Origin of the sequence: Marinococcus sp. PL1-022 (assembly GCF_033845285.1) — a bacterium.
GTDB lineage: Bacteria > Bacillota > Bacilli > Bacillales > Marinococcaceae > Marinococcus.
On the sequence record NZ_JAWXCX010000001.1, the window covers coordinates 1291513 to 1309869 of the forward strand.

The window sequence follows — 18357 nt, forward strand, 5'->3', positions numbered from 1 at the left end:
ATGGCAGGGGGAAGGTGTAATACCTTTTGAAAAATGACTTGCTTTCCCCTGAATAGTCCAGCTAATATATGTAAGCCGTTTCCATTCTCAAACTTTCCTATAAAAAATGCAACCCTGAAAAATAAAAAAACCAGGGGCGGGTTCGCTCCTGGTTTTAACGACTGCTTTAGAAAAAATAAATACTACGTTTTTTTGTTTTCCGGGCTTAAAGTAATAGATTAGGATTCATGCTGCAGCATGGTATCCACCTTGAGTGACCGGTTGGTGGGCATGGTGAATACGTGCTTGGATTGGGCGTCTTTCAACAGAGGAAAGGTAGGAATTTTGCTGTCCACACGCACGACCTTTGCGATGCTTTTATCTGTCAGGCTTACGGTGGCTCCCACCGGATAAATCTCCAGAATTTCACACAGCATTTTTATAAGCTCCAGTTCGAGTCCGTGCTGCTCTTCAAACAATATTTCAATGGCTTGATGCGAAGGCATCGCCGGCCGGTACGGACGGTCGAGGGACAGGGCCGAATAGACATCCACGACACTTAGTATCCGGACAGCTTTGGGAATATGAAGGGCTGAAAGCTCCCAGGGATAGCCGCTGCCGTCAAGTCGTTCATGGTGGCTCTGCGCCAGCATGGCAACCTCTTCGGGGAACCCATAATCTGTCAGGATCTGATAGCCATAGAGCGTATGAAGCTTTACGAATGTCATCTCCTGGGAAGTGAGAGCACGGGGTTTATCCAGAATAGCTGAAGGAATTTTGGTTTTACCAATATCATGCAGTAAAAACCCGGCTGCCACATCCTGAAGTTCCGTTATACCGGACTTGGCGGCTATTAAGCTTCCAAGCACAAAGGTGTCGAATGAATGCTGATATGTATAATCGTCCACCGCCTGAATTTTTTCCAGTAGGGTAATCATGGCTGGATGCTCATGTAACGATACAAATAAGGCTTCGAGCCAGTGCAGGGTATCAAGATCATTTAAGGCAAACCCAAGCCGGTATTCGTTTCCGATCCCGGCGATACCCTGAAAGAAATTACCCTTAATACGGAATAATTCTTCCTCTGAAAAAGGTTCTTTTGCCGGCGGGGCTTTGGGCTCCGGAGAAGCGTCCCGGGTTTCACCCGTAATTGTCACTTCTTCGATACGCCAGTGCTTTAATTTCTCAACCAGCCGGGGGGTAAGTACCGTTCCACGCCGCAATACCACTGTATTTTTACGCAGCACGTCTTTAGTCAGAACATCGCCCGGCTGTATATCAAAAAGTCTGGTCATCCAATCCCTTCTTTCTAATGGATAGTATATATTCATTTATAGCACAAAAGTACTACAAAAAGACATAGTTAATACATATTTTTCCTCGGCAATTTTTATTTTGTTTATTAAATGAAAAAATTAGGTTATCATATTGACATAACATTATAATGATATTTTAAAAAGGAGTTATTAGATGAATCAGCCGTTAAATTTAAATAAAGATGCTCCTCCTTTATATATTCAAGTGAAAAATGATCTGAAGGGTAAAATTGAAGAGGGACACTGGGTACCGGGGGATAAAATTACGTCTGAATTGGACCTGTGTGAACAATACCAGGTCAGCAGAACCACCGTTCGGGACGCTATTAATGAATTAGTGTGGGAGAAATTTTTAATCCGTAAAAGAGCAAGGGGCACCTTTGTGCTTGATTACAAGGAACGCAGTGTTGATAAGGATTATTATACCTATATTAAGAGTTATACGTATGAATTAAATGAGCTGGGGCAAACAGCTAAAACCTATCAGGTCTCACTTCAAAAAATTAAGGCCACAGAAAAGCTCGCTGACAAACTCAATATAAGAGTAGGGGACGAAGTAGTAGAGCTTATTCGAGTGCGGGGCAGTGAAAATAGGCATCCGGCTTATTTTAAAACCTATTGGCAGTATAAAGAAGAATTTTCTTTAAACCCTGAAGATTACTATGGTTCTTTTTACGAACTATTAAATGAAAAATGGATTGTTCTGGAAAACATTCAGGAGTATTTAGAAGCAATTATTCCTGATGAAGAAGTGACTGGCGCATTAAATATTTCTCAGGAAACCCCGGTTTTAAAAAGAGTTCGGCAGGCAAGAAACGAGAATTATACTTTTATTGAATATACCGAATGCTTTTATGTAGGAGAAGATTACCGGTACTATATAGAATTAACGAAGGGCAAATAAAAAAAGATTGCTATTGTTATAACATTATGATAATTTATATTTAACCTTATTGTTATAACAATATGACATTAATCTTTATTGAGGGATAAAGAAGGAGAAAAGCAGATGAAAAACTATAATGTGAGTCCGGAGATTGTGGTTAGTAATAAAGCTGACGGCGCATGGGAAGGGTACGAAAATATTCACAAAGCAATTTTGAAAGCGGTTACTAAGAGCGGAAAGGAGAAATCAGTTCTAACAATCGAATGCTATCCAGGAGTCAATTATGAAGAATTGGAACAAAGCCTTATCTTTCCATTAAAAGCTTCGAAAATAGTGCATTCGGATGAATTGGCCTTGAAGGAAGATGCCATACAGCAGCTCATTGAGAAAAATCTTACAGATGATCGTGTATTTGGACTTCAAAGCAGTCATCAGCTGCAGGATTTCTTTAGCGGTGAAGCCATCTTAAAAGTCCGGGATGATATTAAAAATATACAGGAGGGTCTTGTGATCGTTTATGGCGTGGGCGCCCGGCTGGTCTGCGAGCCCGATGTGCTGATTTATGCCGACTTAACCAGGTGGGAAATACAGAGAAGATTTAGTGAAGAAGGCTTATCCAACTGGAAAGCTGATAATAGCGATGAAGAGCTGTTAAGAAAGTATAAAAGGGGCTATTTTGTAGAATGGAGGGTGGCGGATAAACATAAGAAAAAACTTTTTGGCAGCATAGATTTTTTACTGGATACTAATTTGAAAATGATCCCGAAAATGATAACAGCGGAAAATTTTCGGGTCGGTATGAAGCAGGCAACGCAGCAGCCGTTTCGTTTAGTTCCTTATTTCGCTCCCGGGATTTGGGGAGGGCAGTGGATGAAGGAACAATTTGGTTTGAATGAATCCGAGGAAAATTATGCATGGAGCTTTGACGGCGTTCCTGAAGAAAACAGTGTGCAGCTGGCCTACGGGGATGTTCGGGTCTCCATCCCATCGATGAATATAGTGTTTCAGCATCCGCGCGAATTGCTGGGAGAAGGGGTTCATGCCAGATTTGGAGATGAGTTTCCTATCCGGTTTGATCTTCTGGATACCATGGGGGGACAAAATTTGAGCCTTCAGGTTCATCCTATTACTGAATACATTCAGGAGCATTTTGGCATGCATTACACTCAGGATGAAAGCTATTACCTGCTGGATGCCAAAGAGGACGCTGTAGTTTATTTAGGAACAAAAAATAAGGTTAACAAAGAAGAAATGCTGGAGGATCTATACGAGGCAAACGACGGGCACAAAGACTTTCCCGATGATAAATACATTAACAAGTATCCCGCAAAAAAGCATGACCATTTTCTGATTCCCGCGGGTACTATTCATTGCTCCGGAGCCAATTCTATGGTTTTAGAAATCAGTGCTACGCCCTATATATTCACTTTTAAGCTGTGGGACTGGGGAAGGCTGGGTTTAGACGGGCTGCCAAGGCCGGTACATCTTGAGCATGGAAAAGAAGTTATTCAATGGGAGAGAAATACGGAATGGGTAGAAAAAAATCTTATAAATCAAGTGGAACAAATAGATTCAGGTGACGGCTGGATAGAGGAGAGAACCGGATTACATGAGAGAGAGTTTATTGAAACCAGGAGACACTGGTTTTCAAAGAAGGTTCATCACCACACTGGAGGCAGCGTAAACGTATTAAATCTTGTAGAAGGAGAAGAAGCTGTTGTGGAAAGTCCCGACAACGCCTTTACGCCGTTTGTCGTCCATTATGCGGAAACCTTCATCATTCCATGCTCAGTGAAGGAATATACTATTCGCCCATACGGGGAGGCTGAAGGCAAAACAATTGTAACTGTTAAGGCGAGCGTTAGAATCTGAAAACATAAGGAGGGCTGGCTATGATAGCAATGGTGCTGGCAACACATGGAAGTTTGGCCTACGGATTGAAGGATTCCTTCGAGATGATAGCAGGGGAGTCTGAGCACATATATCCTGTATCTCTGGTCGAAGGAATTGATTCATATACCACCTCGGTGGAAGAGCTTATTGAAGACCTTCTAAAGAAGTACCAGGGCATCTTAATACTTAGTGATTTAAAGGGAGGGACGCCATATAACGTTTCGTTAAAGCAGTCTTTTGTTCACGAAAACAAAGTCAAAGTGGTAGCTGGGGTGAATTTGCCGATGGTAATAGAAACGTCTCTGCTTCTCCAGAACGGGGATTTAGAAGAAATTACGACAAAAGCCATCGATAATGGAAAAGAAGCAATTGATAAATAATTTAAGGAGGTAACTTAAAATGCCAATCAGCTTTGTAAGAATCGATGACAGGGTGATCCACGGGCAAATCATAGCCCGGTGGACGAGATGGAAGGACTGCCACGGTATTTTGGTTATTGATGACCAGATAGCGGAGGATCCCATGCAAAAAAAGATTTTCAGTAATGCAGTGCCAAAGTCAATAAAAGTCGGTATTTATTCTTTAGAAGAAGGCGTGGAGAAAATAAATAAAGCTAAAAACGCTCAAAACAGTTATTTTGTTATTGTGAAATCGCCTATAATGCTGAAAAAACTTAAAGAAAAGGGAGCAGATTTCGGCGAAGAAGTGAATGTGGGCCCGATAAGTGCGCGCGAAGGAGCAGAAAACATTGGGAGAAATGTTGCTATAACGCCGGATGAACGGGTAGCATTTGATTATTTATTAAACGAAGGGGTCGGCATTTCCTTCCAGCTGGTTCCTGAAGAGAGTGCTTATACTTGGGAGAAGATTCGTAATCAATAAAAGGGTGTGAGGGCATGGATGTTGTATTAATGATTCAAGCGTTATTGATAGGTATATTCTGCTATCTTGGTTCAGTATCTTCTCCCTGGCTACTGGGGGTTACTGGAGGTTATTACACTATCGGGAGACCGCTGGTGGCGGGTTTAATTGTCGGTCTTATTCTTGGAGATGTGACTACGGGAATTATTCTCGGCGTAGCGGTTCAGGCTGCCTTTATCGCTACGATTTCCACCGGCGGCACGCAAAACCAGGAAATTACGTACGCAGCTTATGGAGGCATCGCGTTGGGAATTCTTGCCGGGGCATCGAGTGGTGTCACAGTAACTTTAGCTGTAGGTATTGGAGTTCTCGGTCTGTTTCTTCACAATTTAATGATGGTGTTAAACTCAGGCTGGAATCGCAGAGCGGAGAAGGCAGCCAAACAAGGAAGTGCCAGAGGTATTATTAATAACAACGGCATTTATCCTCAAATAGTTAACTTTTTACTACGGGTCCTGCCTGTCGGGCTGGCGGTATATTTAGGAGAAGGATTTGTAACCTCTTTTCTTAACTTTGTACCAGATAAAGTCACTCACATGATGGATGTTTTAGGCGGACTGCTGCCTGCGCTTGGGATAGCATTATTAATGAATCTTTTAATCAGGGAAAAAACCCATTTTATCTTTTTTGTTACCGGCTTTGTGTTCATAGTTTTTCTATCAGACAGTATGATATCGCTAACGGTCTTTGCCTTGCTGATCGCCTATATTATTTATTTGGCCACTAATAATTTCACGCCTGCTCCTAATTCTGATGACGAGGTGATATAAATGCCTAAATTAGAAAAGAAAGATTTACGTAAATCATGGTTAAATTGGGCAATGTTTCATTTATCGTCCATGAGCTTTGAAAAACTTGAAGCTCACGGCTTTGCCCATTCAATGATACCGATTGCAAAAAAGCTTTATAAAAATGATCCAGAGGAACATAGAAAAGCTTTAGAGAGACATTCCGTTTTTTATAATGTAGAACCTCAAGTTGGAAGCGTTATCAACGGCATAACAGCTTCAATGGAAGAGGAAAAAGCAAATGGCAAGGAAATAGATGATGAAGTCTTTGTCAGTGTGAAAACTAGTATGATGGGTCCCCTTTCGGGTATTGGGGATTCTACAATACAGGGTATTCTGATCCCGGTGCTGCTTTCCATAGCTATGGCTATATCTGCTGGCGGCAATCCTTTAGGGGTACTATTGTATATGGTGGGCTACGTTACAATTGCCGCGGGCCTTTCTTATTTCCTGTATATGAGAGGGTACCAGCTGGGAGTTAGTTCCATAGATACGATTGTAGGGGAAGGATCTGAAAGGCTAAGAGATGCTTTTAATATATTGGGAATTATCGTCATCGGGGGTCTTGCCGCTTCTTTTGTCAGTCTAAGTACGCCCCTTGAGATACCTAATGGAGAAGAAAGCCTTGTACTGCAGGAAACTTTAGACAGCTTTTTTCCCGGCTTTTTAGGGCTGCTGGCTGTCATTTTTAGCTGGTATCTGATTTCAAAAAGGCGGATTTCTGCTACGAAAATATTATTAATATTAATCGGCATATCAGTGGTCGGTGTACTGCTGGGTATATTCTAGCATTGAAAGTTTATTTCCCAAAATTTGTTTTAATAGTTCTGCCACAAGCATTTCGCTGCCAAGGGGCCGGAATGCTTGTTTTTGTCGGGTAGAAAATCTGGTGGCGACTACGATAATTTTCTGGACATCGAAGCCTGACCGGATAATTTCTCAATGCAGGTTTGAGCCATGTATATGGTATGCAAAACGAGTTTTGGGCATAAAAACTTAGGCTGATAAAAATATTTTCACAATAAGAGTAGTAAAATTATTTATTTAAGGTATACAATATATGTAAGAAAAAGGACCTATTTAATTGAATGGAAGGGGCAATGCAATGCTACACACCGATGTACCGTATTATACGCAGCTGCATCACGTTCTAAGTGATCTGTTGCGCGATATCGCTCAGGTCTTCCCCCGTCACTCGGTATTTTTTGCCACCCATGACGGGGTCACGAATACGATTCAGCAGGTAGATGATCAGGTCGGCCTTGCTATTCCGGAGGGCTACACGGAACCTTTTCAACAATCGCTCTGCCGGTTGGCTGCAGCCGCTACAGCCAAGGTGGTAGCTATTCCCGACTTGACCGCTCATGCAGACACCAGGAGCCACCCATTCACACTTCAATGTGGAACCGGCAGCTTTTTAGGAGCCGCGGTTACTCATCCGGATGGGAGCACTATGGGCAGCTTATGCCTGATCAGTGATGAGCCCTACTCATTCACCGACCGGGAGGAGAAGTGGGTGGGGAGTCTGGCGCGCATGGTCAGCGGAGTGATTCGCATGGAGCAGGGTCAGGTGCGCGACGGGCTCACGCATCAATACCACGCAAATGTATTGCCACCCATGTTTCAGGAGATGGCCGCCCGTGACGCCGGAATTTTGTTATTTGTCATATCAATCAATGATTTCCAGTGGATCAATCAGCAGAATGGGTGCGAGCAGGGAGACCAGCTGCTGCGGACGTTTGCGCAGGTGCTGCAGGAAGAATTCTCGGCGAAGGCAGTTCCATCCCGGATCGAGCCGGATACGTTTGTTGTGATGCTTCCCTGTGCAGAGGATGAGCATCCGGAGCACCGTGCCCGCACACTGGCCAGCCGATTCCTGCATCATATCCACAGTACTCCGTTTCGGATGAAGGACCGGGACCAGTATGTGCAGATTAACATGGGCATTTCTTATTATCCCAAGGAAGATACCCATTTCGAGCAATGCCTCGAAACCGCCCGGAAACGCATGAAGCGGGCGAAGCAGCTGCCTGCTGGAGAACACATGGTGGACAGCGATGAAGCCCTGCTTGTCAGTGAACGGGAATTCCGGCTGCGCAATGATTTGAACCACGACGGTCTGTATCAGCAGCTGTGTCTGCAGTATCAGCCGCAGGTGCATCTCGCCGACCGCAGCATGCAGGGAGTGGAAGCTCTTGTGCGCTGGAACCATCCGTCCTACGGCTGGCTCGCGCCAAATATCTGGATTCCGATTGCTGAAGCCTACGGTCACATCCACGCCATAGGAAAATGGGTTATCCGGCAGGGGTGTATCGACATGCTTGCATACGGAGCACAGCATGAGCCTATAGATCTGGCTGTTAATATTTCGCCCCTGCAGCTGCGTGAGGCTGATTTTGCAGAACAGGTGCTGGCTATTGTGGCCGAGGTCGCCTTTCCGGCGGACCGGCTCGTGCTTGAGATCACTGAAACGCTGCTGCTTGAGGACCATGCCCACGTGATGAATAACCTGCAGACGCTCCGGAGCCGCGGGATTCGCATTGCAATTGATGATTTTGGGGTCGGCTACGCGTCATTTCACCTGCTGCACAAGTTTCCAATCGACATTTTAAAAATTGACCGGCAGTTAAGCCGTCCATTGACGTCGCCGGCTAATAAAAAAATCGTCAGCGCCCTACTGGAGCTGGCTTATTCCCTGGGAATGCACTGTATTGTGGAAGGCATTGAAACCGCCGAACAGCATGCCTTTTACCAGCAGTACGATAACTATTGGGGTCAGGGATACTACTACCACCGGCCCGTCTCCCCGGATGAGCTGCCAGCGCTGTAGAGTGAAGACGGCATAAATCAAAAAAGATGAAATGGGCAGCTTTTTAAGTTTGTCATTTAATTGCTGCCGCCGCCTGTCTGAAAATAATGGTTAAGCCTTCGCAGTCCTTCAGTCAGTTCTTCAAATGAATGGGTGGCCGAAAGGGAGAGGCGAAGGTACTTTTGCTCTGACGATTGTCCTCCGCTAATAAAACGGTCGGAATGCAGCACATGCACCTGCTTTCGTTTAATATCCTCCTCGACCTCGCGCCCAGGGGCCCTGGAGGAAAGGGGCAGCCACCGAAAGTAACTGAGCGGATTGCCCTGAGCCTGCCCGACCGGAAAATACGAATCATAAATGCGGTTGGCCTGCTTAAGCAGGGCTTTTTTTTGATTAAAAATCGTTTGTGCCTTCCCGTTATGAATGAGCTCAGAGATCACCTCCGTATCAAGCGAAGAGAGCTTGATATTGAGATAAGGTCGATGCCTGATATAAAATGATTTTTCGTAAAAAAGCTTTTGCCTGCGCGAGAAACTTTGAATTTCAAGTGCTAATATCTGTTCTCCAAAAATAAACATTTATCAGAAATTATAAAACTTTCGCATATTCGGTTGACATGAAAAAAGCGGCCTGCGTATATTAGATGCAACTCTTTGGAATATACGGACGTGGTTTTCGTATTAATGACTGAAAATACAAAAAAAGCGGTTGCCAGAGGGAGAGCAGTTAGGAATATTTAATAGGCATAGAAAAGGGTGGAGAATGAATGAAGCGAAGTTTACAGGAGCGTTTAGAGGCAGGGCCGGTTATCGCAGGAGAAGGATACTTATTTGAATTGGAGCGTCGGGGCTATTTACAGGCAGGCACGTTTGTGCCGGAAGTGGCACTGGAAAACCCCGAGGCCTTAAAGCAGACGTACCGGGATTATATGCGTGCCGGTTCGGATGTCATACTGGCGTTCACGTATAACGCCCACCGGGAAAAAATGCGCATTATCGGAAAAGAAGATCTGCTCGAGCCGTTAAACCGGCAGGCAATCCGGCTGGCAAAGGAAGTCGCCCAGGAGCATCCGGAGGAAGAGGCGCTCGTTGCAGGCAATATTTCCAACACAAATATTTTCAATCCGGACGATGAGGATTCCAAAACCGCTGTCCGCCAGATGTTTGCCGAAATGATTGGCTGGTGCAGTGAGGAAGGCGTCGACTACATTAAGGGCGAAACCTTTTATTATCACGAAGAAGCGCTGATTGCCCTCGAGGAAATTCAAAAGCAGGGACTGCCAGCGGTTGTTACCCTCGGACTAATGGGCGAAAACATTCTGCGGGACGGCTATACAGTGGAGGATTCCTGCCGCATTTTATCTGAGAGCGGGGCGCTCGTGGTCGGCATGAACTGCTTCCGCGGCCCGAATACGATGCAGCCGTACATGGAAAAAATCCGGGAATCGGTCGATGGATATGTGGCGGCTCTTCCTGTTCCTTACCGGACCACAGAGAGCCATCCTACCTTTTTTAATTTACCTGATTCCGGATGCAGCTGCCATACTCCTCTGGAAACAACGTTTCCTACCGCACTGGAGCCGCTTTACCATAACCGGTATGAACTGGCGGAATGGGCGAAGGAAGCGACAGACGGCGGCGTGAACTATATCGGTTTGTGCTGCGGAGCCTCTCCGGCTATGCTGCGGTCGGTAGCTGAAGCCGCTGGCCTGCAGACAATAAGCTCAGAATACTCCCCGAACATGGAAAAGCACTTCCTGTTCGGCCAGGACGAAACCCTTCAGGACCACAATACAAGCTACCGCACAAAAGCATAAGTAAGAAAGAAGCTCTCCCGCTGTATATGCAGGAGGGCTTCTTTTGTTTAAGGGAGGCATTTAAATAAACGGCGGGAACTTTTTATTTCATGGAATTTGCGATCTGTAAGGATTCTATTGGTGGGAGACTGGTCCGAACCGCATAAACGGTTTTTCCTTCCTGCCAGCGGATGTCCACAGTGACATCCTCACTGGACGGAGCGTAATAAATATCGACGACTCCCTGGTCAGCAGAAGCAGGAAGTGGGTGATGCTTCAGGTATTCCGTCATTTGACGGATCACGGCTGTCTGATCGAGATTCCTCGAAGATGAAGAAGAAAGGCTCACCAGCCATTGATTTTGCTGACCGCTGTAGCGATACTGGTCTGCGCTGTCTTTCATGTGTCCGGATAAGCCGTTCTCAAAGGGTTCTACTCTTGGAGCGGAGGGGTCAACGGTTTTTCCTTCCTGAAAATCCTCGATTTCACTGGAGGCTTCCTGCAAATCTCTGTACCGAGCAGCAGTCACGTGCGCTAAAGGCTCTCCGGTACTGGTGTGATACTGGATGCTGTAGGTGGCTGAATTGTTGGAAGCCACCGATCCCTGGATCTGCCTGTTCTGCTGACCGGGGAAATGTGAAGGCAGCTTAATCCACTTATCGTTCATCAGAAGCTCCTTCCTTATTTTTTCAACGTCCAGTTCTGAGGGTGTAGGAGAAGACATATTTTCCCTTTGAGGCTCCGGCTGGGAAACGGGCTTTTCTTCTACATCCTTCTCGGGCAGGTCATCTTCATCCTCAATGGAAGCTCCCTGGGCATTTGAGGCCTGGGGAGTTTCTTTTTCGCTCGTACAGCCAAAAAGGAAAGCTGCAAGCAGGGTTCCTGACAGAAAATACATCAGTCGTGGTTTTTTCAAAGGGTTCCCTTCTTTCTAAATGGGAGTAGCCAAAGACCGGGTTGAAATTTTTTCCATAAACAAAGAAAAAGCCAGAAAAAGTATTGTCCTCTTTTCCTGGCTTATGGATCGGCTGTAGTATCCATCCATTGCTGCCTTGTATATTTTGTGATTTCCCCTTAGAGCTAGTAGTAAAACGATATACTGGCGGCTCACTCCCAACAATTTTTCAGTTAGTATTGAGCGTGTGAAAGCTGCAGGAGATAATATGATCATCGACCATGCCAACCGCCTGCAGAAAGGAATAGGTAATGACCGGGCCCATGAATTTGAAGCCTCTTTTTTTAAGATTCTTACTGATTCGGACGGATAAAGAGGACTGGGCAGGAATTTCCGTGTCGGCTGTCCAGTTATTGATAATCGGTTTAAAATCCACATAGCTCCACAGAAAGTCGGCGAAGCTTCCGAATTCCCTTTGTATTTTCAGTACCGCCTCCGCATTGGAGCGAACCGATTGAAGCTTCGAAAAATGCTTGATGACTTGATAATTCTCTTTGATTGCTTCCAAATCCGCGTCCGTGAGGCCGGCGCAATATTCGATCTCAAAGTTGTTAAAGGCAGATTGGTAAGCCTGTCGTTTCGCCAATACAATATTCCACGATAGGCCGGCCTGTGCCCCCTCCAACGTAAGCATCTCGAAAATGTACCGGTCATCCCGGGCGGGTCTGCACCATTCTTCATCATGATACGCTTGCAAAAGCTCACTGCCCTGGGGCCATAAACATTGTTCCATCGACTATGCTCTCCTTTCCTTCTGTTGAACCTACTGTACCATGCAAAATAGGACAACTGCGTGTCATATTAAAAATTGTGTCATTCGACGAATGTATTATTTCAGCTTTTATATGAATGATTTAAAAGGATTCCAGGAGGGCAAAGGAGAAAAGAATAAAAAAGAAACGGAGGGAAGATCGTGGCAAAGGTATGTCTGGGCATGATTTTATCGCTGGATGGGTACGTTAATGACCGGCACGGAAAGATGGGGAAGCTTTATGCCAGCTTTGAGCCGAATGAAGCGATTGAAGCGGCGATGGCCAATACAGGAGCTGTGGTAATGGGCCGGAACAGCTTTGATGAAAGTCCGGATCCGGATGCCTACGCGGATGATTACGAATTTCAGGTGCCGTTGTTTGTGCTGACGCACCGTCCGCCGCCCAATCACCCGAAGGAAAATGAAAACCTTACAATCACCTTCGTGACGGACGGCATTGAAAGCGCGGTCCAGCAGGCCAGAGAAGCAGCCGGAGAAAAAGATGTTGTGGTGCTCGGGGCGGACGTTGGCCAGCAGCTGTTAAAGGCAAAGCTCGCGGACGAGCTGCAGGTCGCGTTTGCGCCCATCATACTCGGCAAGGGACTGCGGCTGTTTGAGCACCTGGAGGATCTTGAAATTCACCTCGAGAAGCTGCGGACTATTGAGACCGCCCAGCAGGTGGAAATCTGGTATAGGGTCCTTAAGGAATAGGGAAAAGGTTTAGATGAAGTTCTTCTGCTTTTACAGCGGGAGGGCTTTTATTTTTGTGCCAGACCGCGTTTGAAAAAATAATGTAAGCCAGCTTACATTTAAAAATATAAACATGCAGGAACACTGTCTGGAGAAAATCGTTAATTACTTTTGGAAAAAAGCTTTTAAAACACAATGAAATAAATATAGACGCTATAAAATAAAAAATGAAACATAATAAAAAAGGGACGAACCATTAAGTTGGCTCGTTCCTTTTACTGATATTTCATCCACCGCTTCAATGTTGCTGACAAACGTATATGCTACGAAGACTCTATCTCTTCCCGTACCTGCATCAATCGCGGCAGGGGGATGGCTTCAAGAACAACGTGGGCCTGGAGTCCGCGACGGGAGGAATCGTCCACAGAGTCGAAATGCACAAAGTTTTCTTCGCGAAGAAAATGGAATACATCATGCAGTTTTTGTTCTTCTTTGGCATTCAGATATAAAAATGCCGGCTCGCCCTGAATTAAGAACGTAGATACCTCTTCGCCGGCGTGTTTGTTTAAGCGGTGAAACGCTTCTTCGAGTTTCCACTTCATAAAAGTGCCTCCTTGAGTGATTTATCCTTGTTTGTGAGAATTCTTGTTGCGTGTCAGGAATGGTTTGGTCACTCCCGTTTGTTGCTCTATTTTCATTATAATGCCGTGAGATGAGTATTTTTTAATAAGAAAATGAGAAATTGATGAAAATTATAGGCGGAATGCTTTCATTACATTATTTTCTTTGTTTCTTTAATCATACAGCTGAGGGCAAGGATAAACAGGCTCATGCCAATCAACGGGATGAGCACAAGCCAGTAAGCGCTGCTCAGCTGCAGAGTGTATTGATACATGCCAACAAGCGATCCCCAATCATAAACTACGGGGGTGGGGGGACCGCCGCCCATTCCATATTCAATCTCGGTACCGCCGTAAAAGAGATTGAATATGCCGAGGTGAGTCATAATCAGGATAACCTGAATAGCAGTGGCGAACCCCAGCGTAAACAGAGAGACGCGGAGACTGGGAAAAATATGCTTCCAAAATACCTGCCAGGAGGATGCCCCCATTAGACGGGCAGCTACGGCAAATTCCCGTTGATTAATGACGGAGGCTTCGTTGGCAATAAGAATAGCAGGCGCAGGTACGAGCACCAGGCTGATGAATATGGATTCGACGATGAGCCTATAGAGCAGTGACGTAGCAAACCCGTCGGGCGACTCCCACAGTAGTGGGAACAGCGCCTGATAAATGATCAATGCGGCTGGCACAAAGTAAAAAATCATAAGGATCTGTTCGATGGCTTTATGTACCCGCCGGTAACGCTTCAGCTGACCCATCCAGGCCCCGAGCCCAAAAGCAATGATCATGCAAATAATAGTGATAGCAAGCGTTCCAAGCATTGTATACTTTGCGCCCTGAAGCATGTAAAACAAAAGATGATTGCCCGACGAATCCGTTCCGAGTATGGAGTGGTCAAAAGGCGCAAACGGAGGCCCCTGCAGCGTACCGGTATCATCAGTGACAAATGGCGTCCGGGGGATGTGCGAATCGAAAAAGACAGAGTGAATAAAGCTTGCAGTCAGTGTACCACCGAGGAAAAGAAAGCTGAGCAGCAGCAGTGGTTTCCGTAGGAGCTGTTTCATAGATGCACGCTCTGATTTGTTATTAAATACGTACTTCCTTCGACGACTTTCAACAATAGATAAATAGGCAGAAAAAAGAGAACAGCTGTCACCAGAAATACTGATGGCTGCGTGAAGGAAAACAGGAACTGCGTCATTCCGGCGTTTTCAAACAAATATTCCACGATTAATAAATTACTAACAAGCATACTGACGACGTATTTTGACCGGTAGGCGACCGATAAAAGTGTATTCCGAAGGATATGCCTCCAAAGAAGGGGACCTTTAGAATGTCCCTTGCTGCGAGCGAATTCTACATATAGTTCAGCAGTTTCATTTTCAATTGATTCCATCAGGGCGTGCACCAAGTATATTGTCGGAACGATTGCTAAAATAAGTACGGGCAGGACAATCGCCGTGGAGTCCCCCGCTCCTGTGAAGCTCAGAAGGGTAAAATGAAATGTTTGAGACAGCCAGATGACCAGCATTTGGGCGGCAAGAATAAAGATGACATCCGGGATGCTTTGTAAAAAAGCAAGGCCTGCATCAATCGCCTTTTTCCCTCGATGAGAAACGTACTGGAGGCCCAGGGCCAGCAGAAATGAGCTTCCAACCGCCAGTGCCCAGGCCGAAATAAATACGGTGATGGACAACGTAAAAGGTTTGAAAATAAAGGGGAAAAGATCACGTTCAATCCCAGAATCCGGATGAACGTAGGTAAGATGCTGAAGATTGGTGAGTGGGTGCAAAGCCTCTGCCCATTTACGGGAAGAAGGCCAAATGATTCCCTGAGCACTAAAAAATAAAGGAAGAAAACTAACCAGGCCGATACCTAAAAACAAATATAGCACCCGCAGTAATTCCCTGCCGAAAATTTGATAGACCATCATTAACACTCCTCAAACACTTTAAAGTGACTCCTTTATGTAACGAGTATTCATTTATTGTAGTATCTATCATGGCCAGGGAGAGGTTTTTTGTCAAATAATGTCTGAAGCTATTGAATGCGGAAAAAATGAACGAAAATCCTACCAAAAGAAACGCCGTAATACACAGACGGGGTGAAAAATCCATAAGGGTGGACGATATAAAGAGTATATGATGTTCGGGAGGAATGCATAATGCCAGCCATTTGCGATAAATGCTTTTTGCTTTCAAAAAATAATATAAATTTTTTGAAATACATCATGTCTCCCGGAAGCCTTCAGGCAGCGTATGCGTAAGTCGTCGTGGGAAGCACCGGGGTTTGAATATATATTTCGTTTTTTATTGACTGAACGGGAGAGAGCTGTTTTATATACTCTCTATCTGCTGTTTGTAGGTGTTTTATTCTTCGACAGTATTGTAGTGGTGGATTTTCCGTGGCCGGTTCTTATAGCATGGCTAATGTTTATAAGCGCCGGGCTTTATTTGATTCGACGTGGTTTTCGACGCCAACAGTCCATGCTCTTAACATTCTACATGATAGGCAGTATGGGCTGGTGGGCGGGAGCTGTCATAGCTACTGGCGGGGTGGTTAATAGTCCACTGGTGCATTACGGACAGGTGTTATGGGTGTTAAGTGCCCTGTCAGCCTCATGGCGCCTGAATGTGGCGGGTGGCACGGTGTTTGCAGCGACCCTCGTGGCTAGCTTGAGTATGTCCATGAGCCGCGTCGAGATGCTTGAAGCCGGGGGCGTAGTAGCCATTCACGGGCTGACGCTCGCTTTTGGCTGCCTGGCGGCAGTAGCTGTGCACCGGCACAGGATATGGATTACTCACTGGCAGGAGCAGGCTCATACCGACGATTTGACAGGCATGGCCAATCGGTCCGGATGGCTGGCCTGGTGGAAGCAGAAGGCGCCGACAGACGGCTGGATCGGCATAATTGACCTGAATAATTTTAAAACCATGAACGATACGTACGGTCATGAATGCGGGGATCAGGTATTGATGGCAATGGCGGAAGAGCTGCAGGCATCACTGCCCCCGGAGTCATCTGCCGCCCGCATTGGCGGGGACGAGTTTATGATTTATCTTCCCTCTCACATGAGCGAAGCCGAGGCGGTGGACACCGTGTGGCAGTTGGCCCAGTGTGTCGGCCAGACTATGCAGATGCCGGTAACAGCGGCGCTGGGGCTGGCCCGGATAACACCGAAGCATTGCGATTTTCAAGAGCTGTACCGGCGGGCTGATGCTCATATGTATCAGCAGAAGCAATCCAAAGCCTCATTTACGATGAATCCGGAGGCACAAAATCGAAAAAGGACTGTCCAAAATTAGGACAGTCCTTTTTCGATTGAAGGTAAGCCCTGTGCTGTAGTTCTGGTTCTACATAAAGTGAAATTTACAAAGCCCTGCAAGAAAGATTAAGGAAAAATTAATTCATTTGCATTTATTACATAATATGGGAAAATATTTAAGGAAAGGACTGAATGCTCCAAGCCTATATCAAGGCATAAAAAGCAGCCGTGCGGATAGGCATACCGCCTGCCAGCTTTGTATATGGTTCACGTGAGGCAATTGTAGAAATTCAATTCAGATAGATACAGGAAAAGGGTGATTCTCTTGAGGAGATGGGGACCGAATACGTATCAGGATCGCAAGCAACGTCTCGAAGACCCACTGCAGCCCCGAAAAAAGGAGCAAAAATTCGATAAAATACCTATTGGTACTTTTTTTCTTATTGTACTGGCCATTTTCGTCGTTTATGGTTTCGTTTCTGCCGTTTTCGGCTATCATAATGAATTTATTGAACAGCTTTTTCATTGGGTGGCTAACGAACTGCTTTCAAGAGGCGGAAATGATTTAGAAATTTAACCGCAAGAATGCACAGAGAAAACTCTGATACTGTGTTTTATATGCATTTTCATCAAATAATATTTAAATTGCAGGTGTGTTAGCCATGAAAGCCTTTATGTATATTTTCAGCATTGTATTAATAGTGTTTGGTTTATGTGTATTTGGAAGTACTTTTTTTCCTTTCTTTGATGGGCGGAGCACTATCATGTACAGAATACTGAGCGCGGTCATTGTTATAGGAAGTGTTTTAAGAATCGTTCGTTATAAAAAACGGAAAAAATTTATGGAAGCTTGAAATCTGAGTTGAATACCGGAAAGCTTGTTGATGGATAGGTCATTTAGGAGGGTTTTTGGATGAAATCTGAACGTTTATTGGGCCTGGTTGTTGCCTTGGTGGTCTGTTTAACTGTATTTTCTCTCGATGTCTGGGCATCGCCGCCTTTTGTAATTCTATTGAGTATAGCTGTGGTTGCAGGTGTGGCCGCCACATTTTTGGGACATGAAATCTTTAGTCAGAAGAAGACATGAAAGAAGAAGTATGAAGGCTGAATAGGAAAACAGCATTGATTATCTGCATGAAAATGAATATTTTAAAACAGGAGTATTTACGTTGGTAGTACGCACGAAGGTTGAGGAATATGAAGAATAGAAGTTTATTTGTACGTTATCTGATTGTTTTAAGATATGTAAGGAGCCAGGGAAAATATGCATATAAAAACATTCATTAAAGGCAGCTTATATGTTGTACTTGCACTCTATACGATAGTTTTTCTGGCTTACAGTATAAAAACGGGGGACTGGAACCTTCTAGTGTATATTTTTGGTCTCATTTTTATGGCCAGTCCTTTTATTGGTATGTACTATGTGTTTTTTCCGCCGAGTCCATAGGTGTTGAAGTGTAATCAATCTTTTGGGAAAGCATGGCTGCTTTAGGAATTTTGGCGTTAAAAATAATGGTTGTTTCTTTATTATTCCAAATGAATGCTTTTTTTATAAATAATTTTAGACATAGGGGATAATATTATTTATTACTTTTAAGAGAATTACGAAAAATCAGGCTTTCATGATTTGATTTATATGTATCGCCTTCCTCATGAGCGCTCATGAGGAACACGTGTGGCATGAAA

At 44.9% G+C, this 18357-nt stretch carries 19 protein-coding genes; 12 read left to right on the forward strand and 7 right to left on the reverse strand.

Annotated elements, in window-relative coordinates; all coding sequences use genetic code 11:
* Positions 1 to 218 precede the first annotated feature (218 nt).
* Positions 219 to 1274, reverse strand: a complete 1056-nt coding sequence (locus SIC45_RS06515) for an HD-GYP domain-containing protein (RefSeq protein ID WP_319631493.1) — start codon at positions 1272 to 1274, stop codon at positions 219 to 221.
* A gap of 175 nt (positions 1275 to 1449) precedes the next feature.
* On the opposite strand from SIC45_RS06515, the gene SIC45_RS06520 reads away from it, so the two are divergent.
* From SIC45_RS06520 to SIC45_RS06550, 7 genes are all read left to right on the forward strand, one after another.
* Positions 1450 to 2199 carry a GntR family transcriptional regulator gene (locus tag SIC45_RS06520; protein ID WP_319631494.1) on the forward strand — a complete coding sequence of 250 codons (750 nt, stop codon included), beginning with the start codon at positions 1450 to 1452 and terminating at the stop codon, positions 2197 to 2199.
* 105 nt (positions 2200 to 2304) lie between these two features.
* On the forward strand, positions 2305 to 4053 hold the full coding sequence (locus SIC45_RS06525) for a class I mannose-6-phosphate isomerase (protein WP_319631495.1): 1749 nt from the start codon (positions 2305 to 2307) through the stop codon (positions 4051 to 4053).
* A gap of 20 nt (positions 4054 to 4073) precedes the next feature.
* Positions 4074 to 4454, forward strand: a complete 381-nt coding sequence (locus SIC45_RS06530; RefSeq protein ID WP_319631496.1) for a hypothetical protein — start codon at positions 4074 to 4076, stop codon at positions 4452 to 4454.
* Between the two features lie 19 nt (positions 4455 to 4473).
* On the forward strand, positions 4474 to 4956 hold the full coding sequence (locus tag SIC45_RS06535; RefSeq protein ID WP_319631497.1) for a PTS sugar transporter subunit IIB: 483 nt from the start codon (positions 4474 to 4476) through the stop codon (positions 4954 to 4956).
* Positions 4957 to 4970: 14 nt separating this feature from the next.
* Positions 4971 to 5765 carry a PTS sugar transporter subunit IIC gene (locus SIC45_RS06540; protein WP_319631498.1) on the forward strand — a complete coding sequence of 265 codons (795 nt, stop codon included), beginning with the start codon at positions 4971 to 4973 and terminating at the stop codon, positions 5763 to 5765.
* Positions 5766 to 6572 carry a PTS system mannose/fructose/sorbose family transporter subunit IID gene (locus SIC45_RS06545; RefSeq protein WP_319631499.1) on the forward strand — a complete coding sequence of 269 codons (807 nt, stop codon included), beginning with the start codon at positions 5766 to 5768 and terminating at the stop codon, positions 6570 to 6572.
* A 316-nt stretch (positions 6573 to 6888) separates the two neighbouring features.
* A complete protein-coding gene (locus tag SIC45_RS06550) occupies positions 6889 to 8613 on the forward strand; it encodes a bifunctional diguanylate cyclase/phosphodiesterase (protein ID WP_319631500.1) in 1725 nt (574 codons plus the stop codon).
* A 56-nt stretch (positions 8614 to 8669) separates the two neighbouring features.
* Here SIC45_RS06550 and SIC45_RS06555 read toward each other — a convergent pair whose 3' ends face one another.
* Positions 8670 to 9170 (reverse strand): hypothetical protein, encoded by a 501-nt coding sequence (locus SIC45_RS06555; RefSeq protein ID WP_319631501.1) that lies wholly within the window; start codon positions 9168 to 9170, stop codon positions 8670 to 8672.
* Positions 9171 to 9358: 188 nt separating this feature from the next.
* Between SIC45_RS06555 and SIC45_RS06560 the strand changes: the two genes are divergently transcribed.
* A complete protein-coding gene (locus tag SIC45_RS06560) occupies positions 9359 to 10408 on the forward strand; it encodes a homocysteine S-methyltransferase family protein (RefSeq protein WP_319631502.1) in 1050 nt (349 codons plus the stop codon).
* A gap of 82 nt (positions 10409 to 10490) precedes the next feature.
* Here SIC45_RS06560 and SIC45_RS06565 read toward each other — a convergent pair whose 3' ends face one another.
* Both SIC45_RS06565 and SIC45_RS06570 read right to left on the reverse strand, forming a co-directional pair.
* A complete protein-coding gene (locus tag SIC45_RS06565) occupies positions 10491 to 11303 on the reverse strand; it encodes a hypothetical protein (protein WP_319631503.1) in 813 nt (270 codons plus the stop codon).
* A 208-nt stretch (positions 11304 to 11511) separates the two neighbouring features.
* On the reverse strand, positions 11512 to 12075 hold the full coding sequence (locus SIC45_RS06570; RefSeq protein ID WP_319631504.1) for a DNA-3-methyladenine glycosylase I: 564 nt from the start codon (positions 12073 to 12075) through the stop codon (positions 11512 to 11514).
* A gap of 180 nt (positions 12076 to 12255) precedes the next feature.
* Between SIC45_RS06570 and SIC45_RS06575 the strand changes: the two genes are divergently transcribed.
* On the forward strand, positions 12256 to 12804 hold the full coding sequence (locus SIC45_RS06575) for a dihydrofolate reductase family protein (protein ID WP_319631505.1): 549 nt from the start codon (positions 12256 to 12258) through the stop codon (positions 12802 to 12804).
* A 302-nt stretch (positions 12805 to 13106) separates the two neighbouring features.
* Here the strand turns inward: SIC45_RS06575 and SIC45_RS06580 are convergent, their stop codons facing one another.
* The 3 genes from SIC45_RS06580 to SIC45_RS06590 all read right to left on the reverse strand — a co-directional run bounded on the left by SIC45_RS06580 (position 13107) and on the right by SIC45_RS06590 (position 15336).
* Positions 13107 to 13385: a hypothetical protein gene (locus SIC45_RS06580; protein ID WP_319631506.1), complete on the reverse strand. Its 279-nt coding sequence runs from the start codon at positions 13383 to 13385 to the stop codon at positions 13107 to 13109.
* A 170-nt stretch (positions 13386 to 13555) separates the two neighbouring features.
* Positions 13556 to 14470, reverse strand: coding sequence for an ABC transporter permease subunit (locus SIC45_RS06585; protein ID WP_319631507.1), 915 nt, complete (start codon positions 14468 to 14470; stop codon positions 13556 to 13558).
* Entirely contained in the window at positions 14467 to 15336 is an 870-nt protein-coding gene (locus tag SIC45_RS06590) for an ABC transporter permease subunit (RefSeq protein WP_319631508.1), read from the reverse strand. The genes SIC45_RS06585 and SIC45_RS06590 overlap by 4 nt, the downstream gene beginning before the upstream one ends.
* 328 nt (positions 15337 to 15664) lie before the next feature.
* On the opposite strand from SIC45_RS06590, the gene SIC45_RS06595 reads away from it, so the two are divergent.
* The 3 genes from SIC45_RS06595 to SIC45_RS06605 all read left to right on the forward strand — a co-directional run bounded on the left by SIC45_RS06595 (position 15665) and on the right by SIC45_RS06605 (position 17758).
* Positions 15665 to 16711: a GGDEF domain-containing protein gene (locus SIC45_RS06595; protein WP_319631509.1), complete on the forward strand. Its 1047-nt coding sequence runs from the start codon at positions 15665 to 15667 to the stop codon at positions 16709 to 16711.
* A 285-nt stretch (positions 16712 to 16996) separates the two neighbouring features.
* Positions 16997 to 17248: a hypothetical protein gene (locus SIC45_RS06600; RefSeq protein ID WP_319631510.1), complete on the forward strand. Its 252-nt coding sequence runs from the start codon at positions 16997 to 16999 to the stop codon at positions 17246 to 17248.
* 336 nt (positions 17249 to 17584) lie between these two features.
* Complete coding sequence (locus SIC45_RS06605; RefSeq protein ID WP_319631511.1) at positions 17585 to 17758, forward strand: hypothetical protein; 174 nt, start codon at positions 17585 to 17587, stop codon at positions 17756 to 17758.
* The last annotated feature ends 599 nt before the right edge of the window (positions 17759 to 18357 follow it).

Excerpts from the sequence above, each read along its gene's own strand:
- SIC45_RS06515 (WP_319631493.1), bottom strand. The coding sequence starts at position 1,274 with ATGACCAGACTTTTTGATATACAGCCGGGCGATGTTCTGACTAAAGAC.
- SIC45_RS06520 (WP_319631494.1), top strand. The coding sequence starts at position 1,450 with ATGAATCAGCCGTTAAATTTAAATAAAGATGCTCCTCCTTTATATATT.
- SIC45_RS06525 (WP_319631495.1), top strand. The coding sequence starts at position 2,305 with ATGAAAAACTATAATGTGAGTCCGGAGATTGTGGTTAGTAATAAAGCT.
- SIC45_RS06530 (WP_319631496.1), top strand. The coding sequence starts at position 4,074 with ATGATAGCAATGGTGCTGGCAACACATGGAAGTTTGGCCTACGGATTG.
- SIC45_RS06535 (WP_319631497.1), top strand. The coding sequence starts at position 4,474 with ATGCCAATCAGCTTTGTAAGAATCGATGACAGGGTGATCCACGGGCAA.
- SIC45_RS06540 (WP_319631498.1), top strand. The coding sequence starts at position 4,971 with ATGGATGTTGTATTAATGATTCAAGCGTTATTGATAGGTATATTCTGC.
- SIC45_RS06545 (WP_319631499.1), top strand. The coding sequence starts at position 5,766 with ATGCCTAAATTAGAAAAGAAAGATTTACGTAAATCATGGTTAAATTGG.
- SIC45_RS06550 (WP_319631500.1), top strand. The coding sequence starts at position 6,889 with ATGCTACACACCGATGTACCGTATTATACGCAGCTGCATCACGTTCTA.
- SIC45_RS06555 (WP_319631501.1), bottom strand. The coding sequence starts at position 9,170 with ATGTTTATTTTTGGAGAACAGATATTAGCACTTGAAATTCAAAGTTTC.
- SIC45_RS06560 (WP_319631502.1), top strand. The coding sequence starts at position 9,359 with ATGAAGCGAAGTTTACAGGAGCGTTTAGAGGCAGGGCCGGTTATCGCA.
- SIC45_RS06570 (WP_319631504.1), bottom strand. The coding sequence starts at position 12,075 with ATGGAACAATGTTTATGGCCCCAGGGCAGTGAGCTTTTGCAAGCGTAT.
- SIC45_RS06580 (WP_319631506.1), bottom strand. The coding sequence starts at position 13,385 with ATGAAGTGGAAACTCGAAGAAGCGTTTCACCGCTTAAACAAACACGCC.
- SIC45_RS06585 (WP_319631507.1), bottom strand. The coding sequence starts at position 14,470 with ATGAAACAGCTCCTACGGAAACCACTGCTGCTGCTCAGCTTTCTTTTC.
- SIC45_RS06590 (WP_319631508.1), bottom strand. The coding sequence starts at position 15,336 with ATGGTCTATCAAATTTTCGGCAGGGAATTACTGCGGGTGCTATATTTG.
- SIC45_RS06595 (WP_319631509.1), top strand. The coding sequence starts at position 15,665 with ATGCGTAAGTCGTCGTGGGAAGCACCGGGGTTTGAATATATATTTCGT.
- SIC45_RS06605 (WP_319631511.1), top strand. The coding sequence starts at position 17,585 with ATGAAATCTGAACGTTTATTGGGCCTGGTTGTTGCCTTGGTGGTCTGT.